We start from the raw sequence: 17,123 nt of genomic DNA, 5'->3' as shown, positions 1-17,123 counted from the left end.
GCGGCGCCCCCTCTGCTGCGCGAGGGGCGCCATGCTGGAGCGGCTCTGATTGCCGTGCAAACAATGATTGAAGTGTCCCGAATACTGCGTCTCCTGCGTCTGTCTGGCCTCTCGCTGCTGCTGGCCGCAGGTGCGGCTGCGCACGCGAACATCTACGGCTATGTGGATGCCAACGGCACGGCCCACTTTGCGGCAGAGAAGGTCGATGAGCGCTACCAGCTCTTCTTCAAGGAGGGCCAGCGCTTCGACACGGCCGAAGGCCTGGGGCGCGCGCCGGCCCTGGGCGGCGCGCCCGGCACCCGCGCGGCCTCGCTGATCGCGCTGTTCGAGAAGGCGCCCAACTGGGGCAGCGCCAGCTCGGCCCTGAAGACCGCCGCCGCGCGCCACGACATCGACGTGGAGCTGCTGCAGGCGCTGGTGGCGGCGGAATCGGGCTTCAACGCACAGGCCATCTCGCCCAAGGGCGCCATCGGCCTGATGCAGCTGATGCCGGCCACGGCGCAGCGCTATGGCGTGCGCGGCGATGCCCGGCGCACGCTGGAGTCCAAGCTGCACGACCCGCAGATCAACATCGCCGCCGGCAGCCGCTACCTGCGCGATCTGATCGCCATGTTCGATGGCAGCCTGGAGCTGGCGCTGGCCGCCTACAACGCGGGCGAGGGTGCCGTGCAGCGCGCCGGCAACCGCATTCCCGATTACCGCGAAACGCAGAACTACGTGAAGACGGTGCTCGCGATCTACGCGCACCTCAAGCCGGCCGGCACGCGGGTGACGCAGAGCCGCACGGGCGCCGCGCGGGGCACGGGTGGCCGCGCGCCGGCGCGCGTGCGCATGGAGCTGCCGGCGGCCCGGCCCGCGGCCGACGCCGTCTCTTCCGACTGACAACAAGAATCAAGAACGCGCGGCCTCTTCGGCGCCGCTGAATTCGAACCGCAACGAGCCTCATGGACGACATTCAACCGACCCTGGATCTCCAGGAACCCGAAGATCCGAACGCGCTGACGCTGGCCGACTATGCGCAGACCGCCTACCTCGAGTACGCGCTTTCCGTGGTCAAGGGCCGCGCGCTGCCCGACGTGTGCGACGGCCAGAAGCCCGTGCAGCGGCGCATCCTTTATTCGATGGAGCGCATGGGCCTGGGCTATGGCGGCGCCAACGGCACCGTGGGGGCCAAGCCGGTCAAGAGCGCGCGCGTGGTCGGTGACGTGCTGGGTCGCTTCCATCCCCACGGCGACCAGGCTGCGTACGACGCGCTGGTGCGCATGGCGCAGGACTTCTCCCAGCGCTATCCGCTGATCGACGGCCAGGGCAACTTCGGCAGCCGCGACGGCGACGGCGCCGCCGCCATGCGCTACACCGAGGCGCGGCTGGCGCGCATCACGCAGCTGCTGCTGTCGGAGATCGACGAAGGCACGGTCGACTTCACGCCCAACTACGACGGCTCCACCGAGGAGCCGCGCCAATTGCCCGCGCGCCTGCCTTTCGTGCTGCTCAATGGCGCCAGCGGCATTGCGGTGGGGCTGGCCACGGAAATACCCAGCCACAACCTGCGCGAGATCGCTGACGCCTGCGTGGCGCTGATCAAGAGCAACGGCCAGCTGAGCGACGAAGAGTTGTTCACGCTGGTGCCCGGCCCCGACTACCCCGGCGGCGCGCAGATCATCAGCAGCGCCGGCGACATCGCCGATGCCTACCGCACCGGCCGCGGCTCGCTGAAGGTGCGCGCGCGCTGGAAGATCGAAGACCTGGCGCGCGGCCAGTGGCAGATGGTGGTCAACGAACTGCCGCCCGGCGTCAGCACCCAGAAGGTGCTCGAAGAGATCGAGGAGCTCACCAATCCCAAGGTCAAGGCCGGCAAGAAGGCCCTGACCACCGAGCAGCAGCAGGTCAAGGCCGCGCTGCTGGCGGTGCTGGACGGCGTGCGCGACGAGTCGAGCAAGGACGCGCCCGTGCGGCTGGTCTTCGAGCCCAAGACCTCGCGCATTCCGCAGGAAGAGTTCATCGCCACGCTGCTGTCGCAGACCTCGCTGGAAAGCTCGTCCTCCATCAACCTCACGATGGTGGGCATCGACGGCAAGCCGGTGCAGAAGTCGCTGCGGCAGATGCTGCTGGAATGGGTGGCCTTCCGCGAGCAGACGGTGCAGCGCCGCTCGCAGCACCGCCTGGATAAGGTCAACGACCGCATCCACATCCTCGAAGGCCGGCAGCTGGTGCTGCTGAACATCGACGAGGTGATCGCCATCATCCGCGCGGCCGAGGAACCGAAGGCGGCGCTGATCGCGCGCTTCAACCTCAGCGACCGCCAGGCCGAGGACATCCTTGAAATCCGGCTGCGCCAGCTGGCGCGGCTGGAGGCGATCAAGATCGAGCAGGAACTGGCCAAGCTGCGCGACGAGAAGAAGAAGCTGGAAGAGATCCTGGGCAGCCCGGCCGCACTGCGCCGCCTGCTGGTCAAGGAGATCGAGTCCGACGCCAAGAGCTTCGAGGACCCGCGCCGCACCTTGATCCAGGCCGAGAAGCGCGCCGTGGCCGAGGTGCGCGTGGTGGACGAGCCCGTGACGGTGATCGTGTCGCAAAAGGGCTGGGTGCGCGCGCAAAAGGGCTGGAGCCCGCGCGGCGAGGCCCGGCCCGAGTACAGCTTCAAGGCCGGCGACGGGCTGTACGGCGCTTTTGAATGTCGCACGGTCGATACGCTGCTGGTCTTTGGCACGGCCAAGGACAAGTCGGTGCGCGTCTACACCGTGCCCGTGGCCAGCCTGCCGGGCGCGCGCGGCGACGGCCAGCCCGTGACCACCATGATCGAGCTGGAAGCCGGCACGCAGGTGGCGCATTTCTTTGCGGGCCCGTCCTCGGCCCAACTGCTGCTGGCCAACACGGGGGGCTACGGCTTCCTCGCGCAGGTGGAGCACATGGTCTCGCGCCAGAAGGGCGGCAAGGCCTTCGTCGATGTGGGCGAGGGCGAGCAACTGACCCGGCCCGCGCTGGTGGGCGGTGCCAGCGGCACCACGCCGGCAGAACCGGCCACCCATGTGTGCTGCGTGGCCAGCGACCGCCAGATCCTGACCTTCGAACTCTCGGAGCTGAAGATGCTGCCCAAGGGCGGCCGCGGCCTCACCTTGATGGACCTGGGGCCCAAGGCCGTGCTGGCCGGTGCCGCGGCCTACACGCGCAGCGTGCGCATCGAAGGCGACTTCCGCGGCAAGCGGCGCGAGGAGCAGCTGGACATCCGGTCATTGAACAACGCGCGCGCCGCGCGTGGGCGCAAGGGCAAGGCTGGCGCCTTCACCTTCACGCCCGACCTCGTGACGCGGGTGGAATGATGGGCGGGCTGGATCTGAGCGCCATCGGGCTGCTGGTGGGCGCGTTGGGCGGGGTGTTCAGCTTCTGGCTGGGCCGGCGTTGGCGGGCCCGCTATCTGGCGCGCAAGCGCACCCGTGACGAGACCGCGGCGCGCGCCGGTGAAAGCCGCCAGGTGCGGCGCGCACGGCAGCGGCGCGACGCCGGTCGCTGAGCGCTGCCCTCATCTGTGGGGGCGGGAAGCGCATTTCTGCCGGCTGAGCCGCTCCAAATATTGTGAGCAGGCGTTTCCAGTCCAGAAATCCTGCAGGCGCATGCGGCAAACTGCCCCGGCTGGTGGAGTGGCTCCGTGCGGGCCCGGTCATCCGCAGGGGGCGTGAGGGCGAGGTCACACACCGCGCGATCGCTTCATCCACAACCAACAGAGACGACTTGAATGAACAAGCTGTATGCATTGATGTCGGTGGCCGTGCTTGTGGCCGCCTGCTCCAGCGAAAGCGCGCCCGTGGCGCCCGCACCCGCCCCCGCGCCGGCCGCGAGCGCGCCTGCACCCGCTGCGCCGGCACCGGCCCCTGCGCCTGAACCGGCCGCTTCTGCCCCTGCCGCGGCGCCCACCGCTTCGACCGATCTGCCCCAGGAATGCCAGGACTACCTGAACAAGGTGTCGGCCTGCGTCAGCAAGCAAAGCGGTGCCGCCGCCGATGCGATGAAGGCCAGCATGGAGCAGACCCGCTCCGCATGGGCGGCCTACGGCGCCGACAAGGCCCAGCTGGGTGCTGCCTGCAAGACCGCCAGCGACAACTTCGCTGCCCAGGCGACCGCGATGAAGTGCTGATCCGCGCCTTTCGCCTGCGCATCCAGCCCATGCGGCGCGCAGGTGGCAGCGAAGGAAGCCGGCCATTGGCCGGCTTTCTTGTTTTCAGGGCCTGTTGTTGATAACAGGCCCGGGCTCTATGCGCCGGGCGTGTCCGGCAGCAGCCAGGCGCGCTGCGTTTCCGCGGTCGTCTTCAGAAAGCGCCACACGGCCTGCATGCGCGCCAGCTGCTTGGACTCGGCAGGCATGGACATCCAGAAGCTGCGAACGAAGCGGGCTTCGGCGGGCAGCAGCCGCATCAGCAGCGGGTCGCGCTCGGCCACGAAGGCCGGCAGCACCGCGATGCCGGCCCCCGCCTGTGCGGCGCGGTGCTGGGCCAGGATGCTGGTGCTGCGCAGGGCGAAGGCGTCGGGCCGGTGCAGCTCGCCCAGGTACTTCAGTTCCTTTGAGAACAGCAGGTCATCGACGTAGCCGATGAAGCTGTGGCCGCGCAGATCCTCGCGCGTGCGGATCGGCGGGTGCGCAGCCAGATAGTCGTGCGCGGCATAGAGGTGCAGGCTGTAGTCGCACAGTTTGGAGGCCAGCACGGGCCCGTGCGCCGGCCGCTCCAGCGAGATCACGATGTCCGCCTCGCGCCTGGACAGGTGAACCAGCCGCGGCAGGGCCAGCAGGTCGATCACCAGCCGCGGATGCTGCAGGCCGAAGCCGGCGAGTGCGGGTGCCAGCACCACGGTGCCGAAGCCTTCGGTGGCGCCCACGCGCACCAGGCCGGCCAGGTCTTCGTCGGCCAGCGGGGCGGCGCTTTGCTCCAGGGCGTGGAAGGCGCGCTCCATCGCTTCCACTTGCGGCTGCAGTCGGCGCCCGTTCTCGGTCAGGCGATGGCCGCCGGCCTCGCGCGCGAAAAGCGGCGTGCCCAGCGACTTTTCCAGCGCCTGGATGCGGCGTGCCACCGTCGTGTGGTCCACGCCCAGGCGGCGGGCGGCAGCCACCAGCGTGCCGGCGCGCGCGAGCTCCAGGAAATAGCGCAGGTTGTTCCAGTCCATGTTCTGCATTTTTGCAGAGCGAAAGCGCATCCGTGGGCATTGCCGCAGCAAAAGTGCAAAGCTAGGATTCGCCGCACTGGCGCCTGCAGGTGCCCGCATCCCACACATCACGGAGACACACGCATGGACGCCCCCGTCAAGCCCGCAACCCAGGTCGCCACCGTCAAGCTGCTCATCGGCGGCGAGTTCGTCGAGTCGAAGACTTCCGAATGGCGCGACGTCATCAACCCCGCCACGCAGCAGGTGCTGGCTCGCGTGCCCTTCGCCACGCCGGCCGAGGTGGACGCGGCCGTGGCCAGCGCGCAGCAGGCCTTCAAGACCTGGAAGAAGACGTCCATCGGCGCGCGTGCGCGCATCTTCCTGAAGCTGCAGCAGTTGATCCGCGAGAACATGGGCGAGCTGGCGGCGCTGCTGACGGCCGAGCAGGGCAAGACGCTGCCCGACGCCGAAGGCGACGTGTTCCGCGGCCTGGAGGTGGTGGAGCATGCGGCCAGCATCGGCAACCTGCAGCTGGGCGAACTGGCCAACAACGTGGCCGGCGGGGTGGACACCTACACGCTGCTGCAGCCGCTGGGCGTGTGCGCGGGCATCACGCCCTTCAACTTCCCCGCCATGATCCCGCTGTGGATGTTCCCGATGGCCATTGCCACGGGCAACACCTTCGTGCTCAAGCCCTCCGAACAGGACCCGATGGTGACCATGCGCCTGGTCGAGCTGGCGATGGAAGCGGGCGTGCCGCCCGGCGTGCTCAACGTGGTCCATGGCGGCGAGCAGGTGGTCAACGCCATCTGCGACCACAAGGACATCAAGGCGATCAGCTTCGTGGGCTCGACCAAGGTCGGCACCCACGTCTACAACCGCGCCACCCTGGCCGGCAAGCGCGCGCAATGCATGATGGGCGCGAAGAACCACTGCATCGTGCTGCCCGATGCGAACAAGGAACAGACCCTCAACGCGCTGGCGGGCGCCAGCTTCGGTGCAGCCGGCCAGCGCTGCATGGCGCTGTCGGTGGCCGTGCTGGTGGGCGAGGCGCGCAACTGGATCCCCGACCTGGTGGCCAAGGCCAAGACGCTCAAGGTCAGCGGTGGCACCGAGAAGGGCACGGACGTGGGGCCGCTGGTGTCCTGCGCAGCGCGCGACCGCGTGACCAGCCTGATCGAGCGCGGCGTGGCCGACGGCGCCACGCTGGAGCTGGACGGCCGCAACCCCCATGTGCCGGGCTACGAGCAGGGCAACTTCGTGGGGCCGACGGTGTTTTCGGGCGTCAAGCCCGGCATGAGCATCTATGACCAGGAGATCTTCGGCCCCGTGCTGTGCCTGGCCGAGGCTGAAACGCTGGACGACGCCATCGAGCTGATCAACAGCAACCCCAACGGCAACGGCACGGCCATCTTCACGCAATCGGGCGCGGCGGCGCGCAAGTTCCAGGAAGAGATCGACGTGGGCCAGGTGGGCATCAATGTGCCGATCCCGGTGCCGGTGCCGCTGTTCTCCTTCTCGGGTTCGCGCGCTTCCAAGCTGGGCGACCTGGGCCCTTACGGCAAGCAGGTGATCCTGTTCTACACGCAGACCAAGACCATCACGGCGCGCTGGTTCGACGACAGCACCACCTCGCATGGGGTGAACACGACGATTTCGCTGAAGTGAGCGGCGCTGGGCCGAGCTTCAAGAGTTTCTCAGGGAGGAGGCACGGAGCCGCGCGGCAGGCCGTGGCCGGTCCGGGCGATGGATGGGGTGGCGAAGAGCGCAGGGAGGGACGCGGCATAGCCGTTGCAAACAGGCATGCTTCGTAAACTGCCACACCATCAGCCCGCACCGGCCGCGGCTTGCCGCGCGGCCGCCGGCGCCCAACCTCTTTGACCTGTCTCCCATGGACTTTGAACTGACCGAAGAACAGCGTGCCTTCGCCGACACGGCGCGCGAGTTCGCTGCCATCGAACTGGCGCCCCATGCCGCGCAATGGGACCGCGACTCCATCTTCCCGCGCGAGGCCATCGCCAAGGCCGGTGAACTCGGCTTCTGCGGCCTTTACGCGCCCGAGCGCATCGGCGGCCTGGGCCTGCCGCGCCTGGACGCGGCGCTGGTCTTCGAGGAAATGGCGGCCGTGGATCCCTCGACCACGGCCTTCATCACCATCCACAACATGGCCACCTGGATGCTGGGCAACTGGGGCAGTGACGCCGTGTGCGCGAAGTGGGGCGAGGCGCTGACCAGCGGCCGCAAGCTGGCCTCCTACTGCCTCACCGAACCCGGCGCGGGCTCTGACGCGGGCGCGCTCAAGACGCGCGCCGTGCTCGAGGGCTCCGAGTACGTCATCAATGGCGGCAAGGCCTTCATCTCGGGCGCCGGCGCCACCGATGTGCTGGTGCTCATGGCGCGCACGGGCGGCGCGGGGCCGGGTGGGGTGTCGGCCTTTGCGGTGCCGGCCGATGCACCTGGCATCGGCTATGGCAAGAAGGAGCACAAGATGGGCTGGAACAGCCAGCCCACGCGCACCATCAGTTTCGACAACGTGCGCGTGCCGGTAGACCATCTGCTGGGCCAGGAAGGCGAGGGCTTTCGCATCGCCATGAAAGGGCTGGACGGCGGCCGCATCAACATCGCGACCTGCTCGGTGGGCGCTGCCCAGGGGGCGCTGGACGCGGCGCGGCGCTACCTGCATGAGCGCCAGCAGTTCGGCAAGCCGCTGGCCAGCTTCCAGGCCCTGCAGTTCAAGCTGGCCGACATGGCCACCGAACTGGTGGCCGCGCGCCAGATGGTGCGGCTGGCTGCCAGCAAGCTCGATGCGCAGCACCCCGACGCCAGCACCTATTGCGCGATGGCCAAGCGCTTTGCCACCGACGCGGGTTTCAACGTCGTGAACGAAGCGCTGCAGCTGCACGGCGGCTATGGCTATCTGGGCGAATTCCCGCTCGAGCGCCTGCTGCGCGACGCGCGCGTGCATCAGATCCTGGAAGGCACCAACGAGATCATGCGCGTGATCGTGTCACGCAAGCTGCTCGAAGGCGACGCAGACATCAGATAACTTGCTGTCCAATCACCCCCATGACTGACGCTGTAGTTATCTTCGACACCCTCCCCACGGCCAACGGCAAGCGCTTCGGCGTTGCCACGCTCAATGCGCCGGCCTCCCTCAACTCGCTTTCGGTCGCCATGGTGCGGCTGCTCACGCCCAAGCTGCGCGAATGGGCGGCCGATCCGCAGATCGTGGGCGTGCTGCTGCAGGCCGTAGGCGAGAAAGCCTTCTGTGCCGGCGGCGACCTGCGCCAGCTCTACCAGACGCTGCGCGACTGCGGGCCGCAGCGCAACGAATATGCCGAGCGCTTCTTCGGCGAGGAATACGAACTCGACCACCTGATCCACACCTTCCCCAAGCCCTTCCTGTGCTGGGGCCATGGCATCGTGATGGGCGGGGGCGTGGGCCTGATGGTGGGCGCCTCGCACCGCGTGGTGACCGAGGGCAGCCGCGTGGCCATGCCCGAAATCAACATCGGCCTGTTCCCCGATGTGGGCGGCAGCTGGTTCCTGCGCCGCGCGCCGGGCCGCACCGGCCTGTTCCTGGCCTTCACGGCCGCGCAGATCAATGGCAGCGATGCCATCTTCTGCGGCCTGGCCGACGTGCTGGTGCCGCAGGCGCGCAAAGCGCAGGTGCTCGAGGCCATCGGCGCCACGGCCTGGAGCGGCGATGACCGCGCCGACCGCGCGCTGCTCTCGCGCATCCTGGCCACGGCGGCCGAAGGCGTGGAGCGCCCGGCTTCCAAGGTGCGCGCGCATTACGACACCATCGAGGCGTTGATGGCTGGCGAGAGCCTCACGGACATTGCCGATCGTTTTGCCGCCTTGCGCAGCGACGACGCCTGGCTGCAAGGCGCGGCCCAGGCCTTTGCCAAGGGCGCGCCCAGCTCCATCGCGCTGAGCTGGGAGCTGTGGCAGCAGGTGCCGCGCATGTCGCTGGCCGAAGTCTTCAGGCTCGAATACTGGGCGGCGCTGGGCTTTTGCGCGCACCACGATTTTGCAGAAGGCATCCGCGCGGTGCTGGTCGAAAAAGACCGAAACCCCCAATGGCAGCCCGCGCGCCTGGCCGACATCACGCCCGAGTTCGTGGCCGAGCATCTGAAGCCGCGCGGCGAGATGGCGCCAGAGCTGGTGCCGCTGCACTGAGAGGCTGAGAGTCTTTCGCCCATGCCCGCCGTGCACGGCCAAAAAACTCTCAGCCTTTGAGCCCCGGCCCTTCGGAACACGGCCGGCGATCCCTCTTTTTTGGAAAAGAAGCACGGAGTCAAAGCATGAAGATCGCATTCATCGGCCTGGGCAACATGGGCGGCCCCATGGCACTGAACCTGCACAAGGCCGGCCACAGCGTCAGCGCCTTCGACCTGTCGAGCGCGGCGTGTGAGACGCTGCGTGCGCAGGGTGTGCCCATTGCCGATTCGGCCGCGGGTGCCGTGGCGGGGGCCGAGGCCGTTGTCAGCATGCTGCCGGCCAGCCAGCACGTGGAATCGCTGTACCTGGGCGAAGGCGGCCTGCTCGCGAAGCTGGCGCCAGGCGCGCTGGTCATCGACAGCAGCACCATCGCCGCCGGCACCTCGCGCAAGCTGGCCGAGGCGGGCGCCGCGCGTGGCATCGCCGTGATCGATGCGCCCGTTTCGGGCGGCACGGGCGGCGCGATCGCGGGCACGCTGACCTTCATGGTGGGTGGCAGCGAAGCCGACCTGGAACGCGCGCGCCCGCTGCTCGAAAAGATGGGCGCCAACATCTTCCACGCGGGCGGGGCAGGGGCCGGGCAGACGGCCAAGATCTGCAACAACATGCTCCTGGGCATCCTGATGGTCGGCACCTCGGAAGCCATCGCGCTGGGCGTGGCCAACGGACTCGACCCCAAGGTGCTGTCCGAGATCATGCGCCGCAGCTCGGGCGGCAACTGGGCGCTCGAGAAGTACAACCCGCTGCCCGGCGTGATGGAGAACGCGCCCGCGTCCAAGGGCTATGCGGGCGGCTTCGGCACCGACCTGATGCTCAAGGACCTGGGTCTGGCGCAGGAGAACGCCACCGCCGTCAAGGCCGCCACCCCGCTGGGCGGCATGGCGCGCAACCTCTATGCGGCGCACAGCCTGGGCGGGCATGGCGCGCTGGACTTCTCCAGCGTGATCAAGCTGTTCCAGAAAGCTGGTTGAACGGGCCGCCAGCGCGCGCTGGCGCTTGGGAATAAGCAGCTAACGAATGGTTCGTTCGCTGATCGTTCACAGAAAGCGACAATAGCCACTTTCTGTGAACTGCGGCCGGCGTCTTTGGGGCCCCGCCTTTGGGGCCGCCTGCCGCTTCCTCCATGACAGCCCATCCCGTTCCCTTGCGCGGCGCGGGCGCCAGCCCTTTGGCTGCTGGTGCCGCGACCGAGCCGGTCATCCGCCTGCAGGCGGTGCAAAAAACCTTCCAGTTGCCCAACGGGCAGCGCTTCGATGCCGTGTGTTCCGTCTCGCTGGACATTGCCGCGGGCGACGTGTTCGGCCTCATTGGCAAGAGCGGCGCCGGCAAGTCCACGCTGCTGCGCCTGATCAACCTGCTGGAGCGCCCCGACGCGGGCCAGGTGCGCGTGGGCGGGCGCGACCTCACCGCGCTTTCGCGCGCGCAACTGCGCGAGACGCGCCAGAACATCGGCATGATCTTCCAGCAGTTCAACCTGCTGCAGAACGCCACGGTGTTCGAGAACGTGGCCTTCCCGCTGCGCATCCACGGCCGCAACGCCACGGCCGACATCGACGCGCGCGTGCGTGAATGCCTGGCGCTGGTGGGGCTGGAAGACAAGGTCCACAGCTATCCGGCCCAGCTCTCGGGCGGCCAGAAGCAGCGCGTGGCCATTGCGCGCGCGCTGGCGCCGCGTCCGCAGGTGCTGCTGTGCGACGAGCCCACCTCCGCACTGGACAGCGAGACCACGCAGTCCATCCTCGACACGCTGCGCGAGATCAACCAGAAGCTGGGCGTGACCATCGTGATCGTTACGCATGAACTCTCGGTGGTGGAGGCACTGTGCCGCCATGTGGCCGTGGTGGAGCAGGGTCAGGTGGTGGAGCAGTTCGCCGTGCGCGAGCCTGCCGCCGAGCGCCTGACGGTGCTGGGCCGCGAACTGGATGCGCTGGTGCGCCGCCGTGCGCGCGAAGCCGCGCTCGATCTGGAACTGGCGCAGGAGGCCGCAGGCGTGCCTGCCGCGCTGCGCGTGGCCGGAGGTGCTGCCCATGTCTGAAAACATCGTCGCCATCCTGCCCGAGCTGTGGCTGGCTGCCGGCCAGACCTTCCTGATGCTGGCCATCGGCCTGTCGGCTGCCGTGGTCATCGGCGGTCCGCTGGGTGTGCTGATCTTTCTGCTGGGCCCGGGTCAGTCGCTGGAGAACCGGCCGCTGTACCTGGTGCTGAACTGGATCGTCAACACGGTCCGCTCCTTCCCCTTCATCATCCTGCTGGTGGCGCTGGTGCCGTTCACGCGCATCGTGGCAGGCACTTCCATCGGACCGCTGGCCGCGGCGGTGCCGCTGTCGGTGGCCGCCATTCCGTACTTCGCACGGCTGGTGGACCAGTGCATCCGCGAAGTGCCGCGCGGCGTGATCGAGGCGGCCCATGCCATGGGCGCGTCGGAGCTGCAGATCGTCTGGCGCGTGCTGGTGCGCGAGTCGCGCTCGGGCCTGGTGCTGGCGCTGACGGTGCTGGCGGTGAGCTTCCTGTCCTACTCGGCCGTGGCCGGCGTGGTGGGCGGCGGCGGCATCGGTGACCTGGCGATCCGCTACGGCTACTACCGCTTCCAGACCGACGTGATGCTGCTCACCGTGGCGTTGCTGATCGTGCTGGTGCAGATCATCCAGTTCCTGGGCAACCACATCGCCCAGCGCCTGGACAAGCGCTGATTGATCCACAACAGGCCCGGCTCGCGCGCTGCGCTGGCGCCGCGCGCGCAAGCCTTTCCCTTTTCTTTCTCCCTCACTCTGGAATTTCCATGCTTCGTCGTTCCCTCATCGCCCTGTCCGTCGCCGCCCTGAGCCTGGGTGGTCTGCCGCTGCATGCGCAGGCTCAAGCGGCCAAGAAGGAACTGGTCATCGGCGGCACCGCCGGCTCCAACGTCGACCAGCTCAAGCAAGGCATCGTGCCGATCCTGCAGAAGAAGGGCTACAAGGTGCGCGTGGTCGAATTCAACGACTACGTGCAGCCCAACCTGGCGCTGGCCCAGGGCTCGCTGGACGCCAACTTCTTCCAGCATCTGGTCTACCTGAAGAAGTTCGCGGCCGACCAGAAGCTGGACATCACCGAGCTGGTGCAGGGCCCCATCGCGCCCATGGGTGTGTACTCGAACAAGCGCAAGAGCCTGGCCGAAGCCAAGGAAGGCGACCGCGTGACCTTACCCAACGACCCGAGCAACCTGGCCCGCGCGCTGCTGCTGCTGCAACAGAACAAGCTGGTCACGATCAAGGACGGCATCGACCCGCTGCGCGTGAGCGAAAAGGATCTGGCCACCAACCCGCGCAAGCTCAAGCTCATTCCGCTGGAGGCCGCGCAACTGCCGCGTTCGCTGGGTGACACCGAGTACGCCATCATCAACGGCAACTTCGCCATCTCCTCGGGCCTGAAGCTGACCGAGGCCGTGACGCTGGAAAAGACGCCCGACCACTACCTCAATGTGGTGGCCGTGAAGACCGCCGACAAGAACAGCGCCTGGGCCAAGGACCTGGTGGAGGCCTACCGCTCGCCCGAGTTCAAGGCGGTGGTGGACAGCAAGTTCCAAGGCTACGCCAAGCCGGCTTTCCTGCAGTAATTGCTGGCCCAAAGCAGAAGCCCCGCCACCGGTTCGCCGGTGGCGGGGCTTCTGCTTTTCTCAGCCGCGAGATCGATCAGTCGGCTTCGGCCATTTGGGATTGCAGGTAGTTCTGGATGCCGACCTTGGCGACTAGATCGATCTGCGTTTCAAGGAAGTCGATGTGCTCTTCGGTGTCGTCCAGGATGCCCTGCAGCAGATCGCGCGAGACATAGTCGCGCACCGATTCGCAGTGGGCGATGCCGGCCTTGATGGTGGCCTGTGCGCCTTGCTCGCTGCGCAGATCGCATTCGAGGATCTCGGGCACGTCCTCGCCGACTTGCAGCTTGGCCAGGTCCTGGAGGTTGGGCAGGCCGTCCAGCATGAAGATGCGGTCCATCAGCTTGTCGGCGTGTTTCATCTCGCCGATGGATTCGTCGTATTCCTTCTTCGCCAGCTTGTCCAGGCCCCAGTGCTTGAGCATGCGGTAGTGCAGGAAGTACTGGTTGATGGCCGTGAGCTCGTTCTTGAGCTGGGCCTGAAGATGCTCGATGACTTTCGGGTCGCCTTTCATGGTGTTCTCTCTTTTCGTATGGGCGGATGCGGCCGATTGTCCGAGTCGCGCATGGCCGGCTCAAGCCAAGCCCCTGCATTTGCGGTCTGCATGCGTGTGAGGCTGAGTGCGGTTCTCAACCCGCTGCGCTCATGTCATGGCGCGGGCCAAATGCGGCGCCGCCTCGGGCCTGTCATTGGCCGCACTCATAGTCAATGCGCCGCCATGGAATAGATTATTTCTATCAATAAATGTTCGGCGATGCATATAATGAACACTCGTTTGTTTCACTGACCAACTAGGAAGCGCAATGTCCCTGATCAATACCCCCGTGCAACCCTTCAAGACCACCGCCTACGTGAACCGTTCGGGCAAGGGTGAGTTCATCGAAGTGACCGAGGAAAGCCTGAAGGGCAAGTGGTCCGTGCTGATCTTCATGCCGGCGGCCTTTACCTTCAACTGCCCGACCGAGATCGAAGACGCTGCTGAAAACTACGCCGAGTTCCAGAAGGCCGGTGCCGAGGTCTACATCGTGACCACCGACACGCACTTCTCGCACAAGATCTGGCACGAAACCTCCGACGCCGTGGGCAAGGCCAAGTTCCCCCTGGTCGGCGACCCGACCCACACGCTGACCAACGCTTTCGGCGTGCACATCCCCGAAGAAGGCCTGGCACTGCGCGGCACCTTCGTGATCAACCCCGATGGCGTGATCAAGACCCTGGAAATCCACTCCAACGAAATCGCCCGCGACGTGTCTGAAACCCTGCGCAAGCTCAAGGCTGCCCAGTTCACGGCCGCCAACCCCGGCCAGGTCTGCCCCGCCAAGTGGAAGGAAGGCGCCAAGACCCTGACGCCTTCGCTGGACCTGGTCGGCAAGATCTAAGAAATCGCCGGCAACGGCAGAGCGCCCGAGCGCTCAGCAGCCGGACAGCGTCATGGCGCCCTGCGCCATGCCGTCCGGCTTTTTTTCGCCCGTGCGAACCCCAAATACACGAGATTGAAAGGAATCCACCATGCTCGACGACAACCTCAAGACCCAGCTCGGCGCCTATCTGGAGCGCGTCTCTCAGCCGTTCGAACTGGTGGCTTCCCTGGATGACAGCGAGACCTCGCGCGACATGCACGCGCTGCTGCAAACGATCCAGAGCCTGCGCAGCGACAAGATCACGCTGCGCACCGACGGCAACGACGCACGCAAGCCTTCGTTCAGCCTGCAGCGCACCGGTGCTGATGCGCAGGCGCAGCAGCTTCGCTTTGCGGGCCTGCCGCTGGGCCACGAGTTCACCTCGCTGGTGCTGGCGTTGCTGTGGACCGGTGGCCATCCGCCCAAGGTCGAACAGGACGTGATCGACCAGGTCAAGGCGCTCGAAGGCGACTTCAGCTTCGAGGTCTACATGAGCCTGACCTGCCACAACTGCCCGGACGTGGTGCAGGCCCTGTCGCTGATGGCCGTGCTGAATCCGCGCGTGAAGACCACGGTGATCGAAGGTGGCGCCTTCCAGCAGGAGGTGACCGACCGCGAGATCATGGCTGTGCCCATGGTGTTTCTCAACGGTCAGATGTTCCACTCGGGCCACACCAGCCTCGAAGAGATTGTCGGCAAGCTCGACACCGGCGCAGCCGCGCGCGACGCGGCCAAGCTCTCGGCCAAGGTACCCTATGACGTGCTGATCGTGGGCGGCGGCCCGGCCGGCGCCGCAGCCGCGGTGTACGCCGCACGCAAGGGCATCCGCACCGGCATCGCCGCCGAGCGTTTCGGCGGCCAGGTCAACGACACGATGGCGATCGAGAACTACATCTCGGTCGTGGAAACCGACGGCCCCAAGTTCGCGGCCGCGCTGGAGGCCCACACCCGCGCCTATGACGTGGACATCATGAACCTGCAGCGCGCGGAAGGCCTGGTGCCGGCCAGCAGCGCAGGCGGCCTGATCGAGGTCAAGCTGGCCAATGGCGGCGTGCTGCAGGGCAAGACCGTGATCCTGTCCACCGGCGCCCGCTGGCGCAACATCAACGTGCCCGGCGAGGCCGAGTTCAAGAACAAGGGCGTGGCCTATTGCCCGCACTGCGACGGCCCGCTGTTCAAGGGCAAACGCGTGGCCGTGATCGGCGGCGGCAACTCGGGCGTGGAGGCGGCCATCGACCTGGCCGGCATCGTGGGCCATGTGACGCTGATCGAGTTCGACACCAAGCTGCGTGCCGACGAGGTGCTGCAGCGCAAGCTGCGCAGCCTGCCCAACGTGGTGGTGGTGGTGAATGCCCAGACCACCGAGATCACGGGCACCGACAAGGTCAACGGCCTGAACTACAAGGACCGCGCCACGGGCCAGGCTCATCGCGTGGAACTCGAAGGCGTGTTCGTGCAGATCGGCCTGGTGCCCAACACCGACTGGCTCAAGGGCACGGTGGAGCTGAGCAAGCACGGCGAGATCGTGGTCGACGCGCGCGGCCAGACCTCGGTGCCGGGCGTGTTCGCCGCAGGCGACGCGACCACGACACCCTACAAGCAGATCGTCATTGCGGCCGGCGAAGGCTCCAAGGCCGCACTGAGCGCCTTCGACCACCTGATCCGCACGACGGCGCCTGCCCAGTGAGCGCCTGAGCCCGGCGCGGCGGTGTGCCGCGCCGAGGCTGGAAGAGGGCGGCGGATTGCCGTCGCTCAGTAGCTCAGCCGCTCCGGCCGCAGTTCCTGCAGGATGGTGGTCGCGATCTCTTCGATGGACTTGGTCGTGGTCGACAGCCAGCGGATCCCCGCGCGCCGCATCATGGCCTCGGCTTCGCTCACTTCGTGGCGGCAGTTCTCGATGCTGGCGTAGCGTGAGTTGGGCCGGCGCTCATTGCGGATCTCGGCCAGCCGCTCGGGCTGGATCGTGAGGCCGAAGATCTTCTTGCGATGCGGCACCAGCGCTGGCGGCAGCTGGCGGCGGTCGAAATCCTCGGGGATCAGCGGGTAGTTGGCCGCCTTCAGGCCGTGCTGCATGGCCAGATACAGCGAGGTCGGCGTCTTGCCGCTGCGGCTCACGCCCACCAGGATCACATCGGCGCCTTCGAGATCGCGGTTGCTCTGGCCGTCGTCGTGCTGGAGGCTGAAGTCGATGGCCGCGATGCGCGCGTTGTATTCCTTGCTCTTGCTGATGTCGGAGAAGCGGCCGATGCGGTGGTTGGACTTCATCGCCAGCTCGATTTCCAGCGGGCGCACGAAGGTGCCGAACATGTCCAGCAGCATGCCCTTGCAGCCGGTCTCGATCACTTCCAGTACGTCCATGTTGGCCAGCGTGGTGAACACGATGGGCCGCAGGCCTTCGATCTCGGCCGTGTGGTTGATCTGCCGCACGGCCTGATGCGCCTTGTCCACGGTGTCGGTGAACGGCAGCCGCACATGGCGCGCCTTGAACTCGAACTGGTTCAGCACGGCGTTGCCGAAGGTCTCGGCCGTGATACCGGTGCCATCGGAGACATAGAAGACGGAGCGGGTGCGCATAGGGTCCTGTCTGGGGGTCAGTCCTGCACGCGCAAGCAAAGCTCGCGCCTACAATCCCGCCATTATCGGCACCTCGCCGTGCCTGCCCCCACCCATCCATGCAGACCCACCGCGCACCCACAGCAACGACAACGATCGTGCCGCTGGCCCGTCTGCATGCG

The 17,123-nt window shown here is 67.1% G+C and carries 16 protein-coding genes; 13 read left to right on the top strand and 3 right to left on the bottom strand.

Annotation, left to right across the window (positions count from 1 at the left end; translation table 11 throughout):
- The first annotated feature begins 63 nt into the window (after positions 1-63).
- The 4 genes from PGB34_RS04925 to PGB34_RS04910 all read left to right on the top strand — a co-directional run bounded on the left by PGB34_RS04925 (position 64) and on the right by PGB34_RS04910 (position 4,132).
- On the top strand, positions 64-882 hold the full coding sequence (locus PGB34_RS04925; protein ID WP_271426978.1) for a lytic transglycosylase domain-containing protein: 819 nt from the start codon (positions 64-66) through the stop codon (positions 880-882).
- Between the two features lie 62 nt (positions 883-944).
- A complete protein-coding gene (parC, locus tag PGB34_RS04920) occupies positions 945-3,320 on the top strand; it encodes a DNA topoisomerase IV subunit A (protein WP_271426977.1) in 2,376 nt (791 codons plus the stop codon).
- Positions 3,317-3,511: a hypothetical protein gene (locus PGB34_RS04915; RefSeq protein ID WP_271426976.1), complete on the top strand. Its 195-nt coding sequence runs from the start codon at positions 3,317-3,319 to the stop codon at positions 3,509-3,511. The genes parC and PGB34_RS04915 overlap by 4 nt, the downstream gene beginning before the upstream one ends.
- Positions 3,512-3,733: 222 nt before the next feature.
- The gene (locus PGB34_RS04910) at positions 3,734-4,132 is read left to right on the top strand and encodes a hypothetical protein (protein WP_271426975.1); all 399 of its coding nucleotides are present in this window, start codon (positions 3,734-3,736) and stop codon (positions 4,130-4,132) included.
- Positions 4,133-4,248: 116 nt separating this feature from the next.
- Here PGB34_RS04910 and PGB34_RS04905 read toward each other — a convergent pair whose 3' ends face one another.
- On the bottom strand, positions 4,249-5,154 hold the full coding sequence (locus PGB34_RS04905) for a LysR family transcriptional regulator (RefSeq protein WP_271426974.1): 906 nt from the start codon (positions 5,152-5,154) through the stop codon (positions 4,249-4,251).
- A 123-nt stretch (positions 5,155-5,277) separates the two neighbouring features.
- Here PGB34_RS04905 and PGB34_RS04900 point away from each other — a divergent pair, with 123 nt between their 5' ends.
- From PGB34_RS04900 to PGB34_RS04870, 7 genes are all read left to right on the top strand, one after another.
- Entirely contained in the window at positions 5,278-6,801 is a 1,524-nt protein-coding gene (locus tag PGB34_RS04900) for a CoA-acylating methylmalonate-semialdehyde dehydrogenase (protein ID WP_271426973.1), read from the top strand.
- A 223-nt stretch (positions 6,802-7,024) separates the two neighbouring features.
- Positions 7,025-8,179: an acyl-CoA dehydrogenase family protein gene (locus PGB34_RS04895; protein WP_271426972.1), complete on the top strand. Its 1,155-nt coding sequence runs from the start codon at positions 7,025-7,027 to the stop codon at positions 8,177-8,179.
- Positions 8,180-8,199: 20 nt separating this feature from the next.
- Positions 8,200-9,315, top strand: a complete 1,116-nt coding sequence (locus PGB34_RS04890) for an enoyl-CoA hydratase/isomerase family protein (protein ID WP_271426971.1) — start codon at positions 8,200-8,202, stop codon at positions 9,313-9,315.
- Positions 9,316-9,440: 125 nt separating this feature from the next.
- Positions 9,441-10,328, top strand: a complete 888-nt coding sequence (gene mmsB, locus PGB34_RS04885; protein WP_271426970.1) for a 3-hydroxyisobutyrate dehydrogenase — start codon at positions 9,441-9,443, stop codon at positions 10,326-10,328.
- Positions 10,329-10,480: 152 nt separating this feature from the next.
- The gene (locus tag PGB34_RS04880; RefSeq protein ID WP_271426969.1) at positions 10,481-11,392 is read left to right on the top strand and encodes a methionine ABC transporter ATP-binding protein; all 912 of its coding nucleotides are present in this window, start codon (positions 10,481-10,483) and stop codon (positions 11,390-11,392) included.
- Entirely contained in the window at positions 11,385-12,047 is a 663-nt protein-coding gene (locus PGB34_RS04875; protein WP_271426968.1) for a methionine ABC transporter permease, read from the top strand. Before PGB34_RS04880 ends, PGB34_RS04875 begins: the two co-directional genes overlap by 8 nt.
- Positions 12,048-12,136: 89 nt before the next feature.
- Entirely contained in the window at positions 12,137-12,949 is an 813-nt protein-coding gene (locus PGB34_RS04870; RefSeq protein WP_271426967.1) for a MetQ/NlpA family ABC transporter substrate-binding protein, read from the top strand.
- 76 nt (positions 12,950-13,025) lie between these two features.
- On the opposite strand, the gene bfr is transcribed toward PGB34_RS04870, so the two are convergent.
- Positions 13,026-13,502, bottom strand: a complete 477-nt coding sequence (gene bfr / locus PGB34_RS04865) for a bacterioferritin (RefSeq protein ID WP_271426966.1) — start codon at positions 13,500-13,502, stop codon at positions 13,026-13,028.
- A 289-nt stretch (positions 13,503-13,791) separates the two neighbouring features.
- Between bfr and ahpC the strand changes: the two genes are divergently transcribed.
- Together ahpC and ahpF are read left to right on the top strand one after the other, a co-directional pair.
- A complete protein-coding gene (gene ahpC, locus PGB34_RS04860) occupies positions 13,792-14,367 on the top strand; it encodes an alkyl hydroperoxide reductase subunit C (protein WP_271426965.1) in 576 nt (191 codons plus the stop codon).
- Positions 14,368-14,497: 130 nt separating this feature from the next.
- Positions 14,498-16,075 (top strand): alkyl hydroperoxide reductase subunit F, encoded by a 1,578-nt coding sequence (gene ahpF, locus PGB34_RS04855; RefSeq protein WP_271426964.1) that lies wholly within the window; start codon positions 14,498-14,500, stop codon positions 16,073-16,075.
- A 65-nt stretch (positions 16,076-16,140) separates the two neighbouring features.
- Here ahpF and ppsR read toward each other — a convergent pair whose 3' ends face one another.
- Positions 16,141-16,962, bottom strand: coding sequence for a posphoenolpyruvate synthetase regulatory kinase/phosphorylase PpsR (gene ppsR, locus PGB34_RS04850; RefSeq protein ID WP_271426963.1), 822 nt, complete (start codon positions 16,960-16,962; stop codon positions 16,141-16,143).
- Positions 16,963-17,123: the final 161 nt, after the last annotated feature.

Origin of the sequence: Xenophilus arseniciresistens (assembly GCF_028023875.1) — a bacterium.
GTDB lineage: Bacteria > Pseudomonadota > Gammaproteobacteria > Burkholderiales > Burkholderiaceae_C > Xenophilus > Xenophilus arseniciresistens.
The sequence above is the reverse complement of the archived record's forward strand: the minus strand, read 5'-3'. Positions and strand labels throughout refer to the sequence as shown.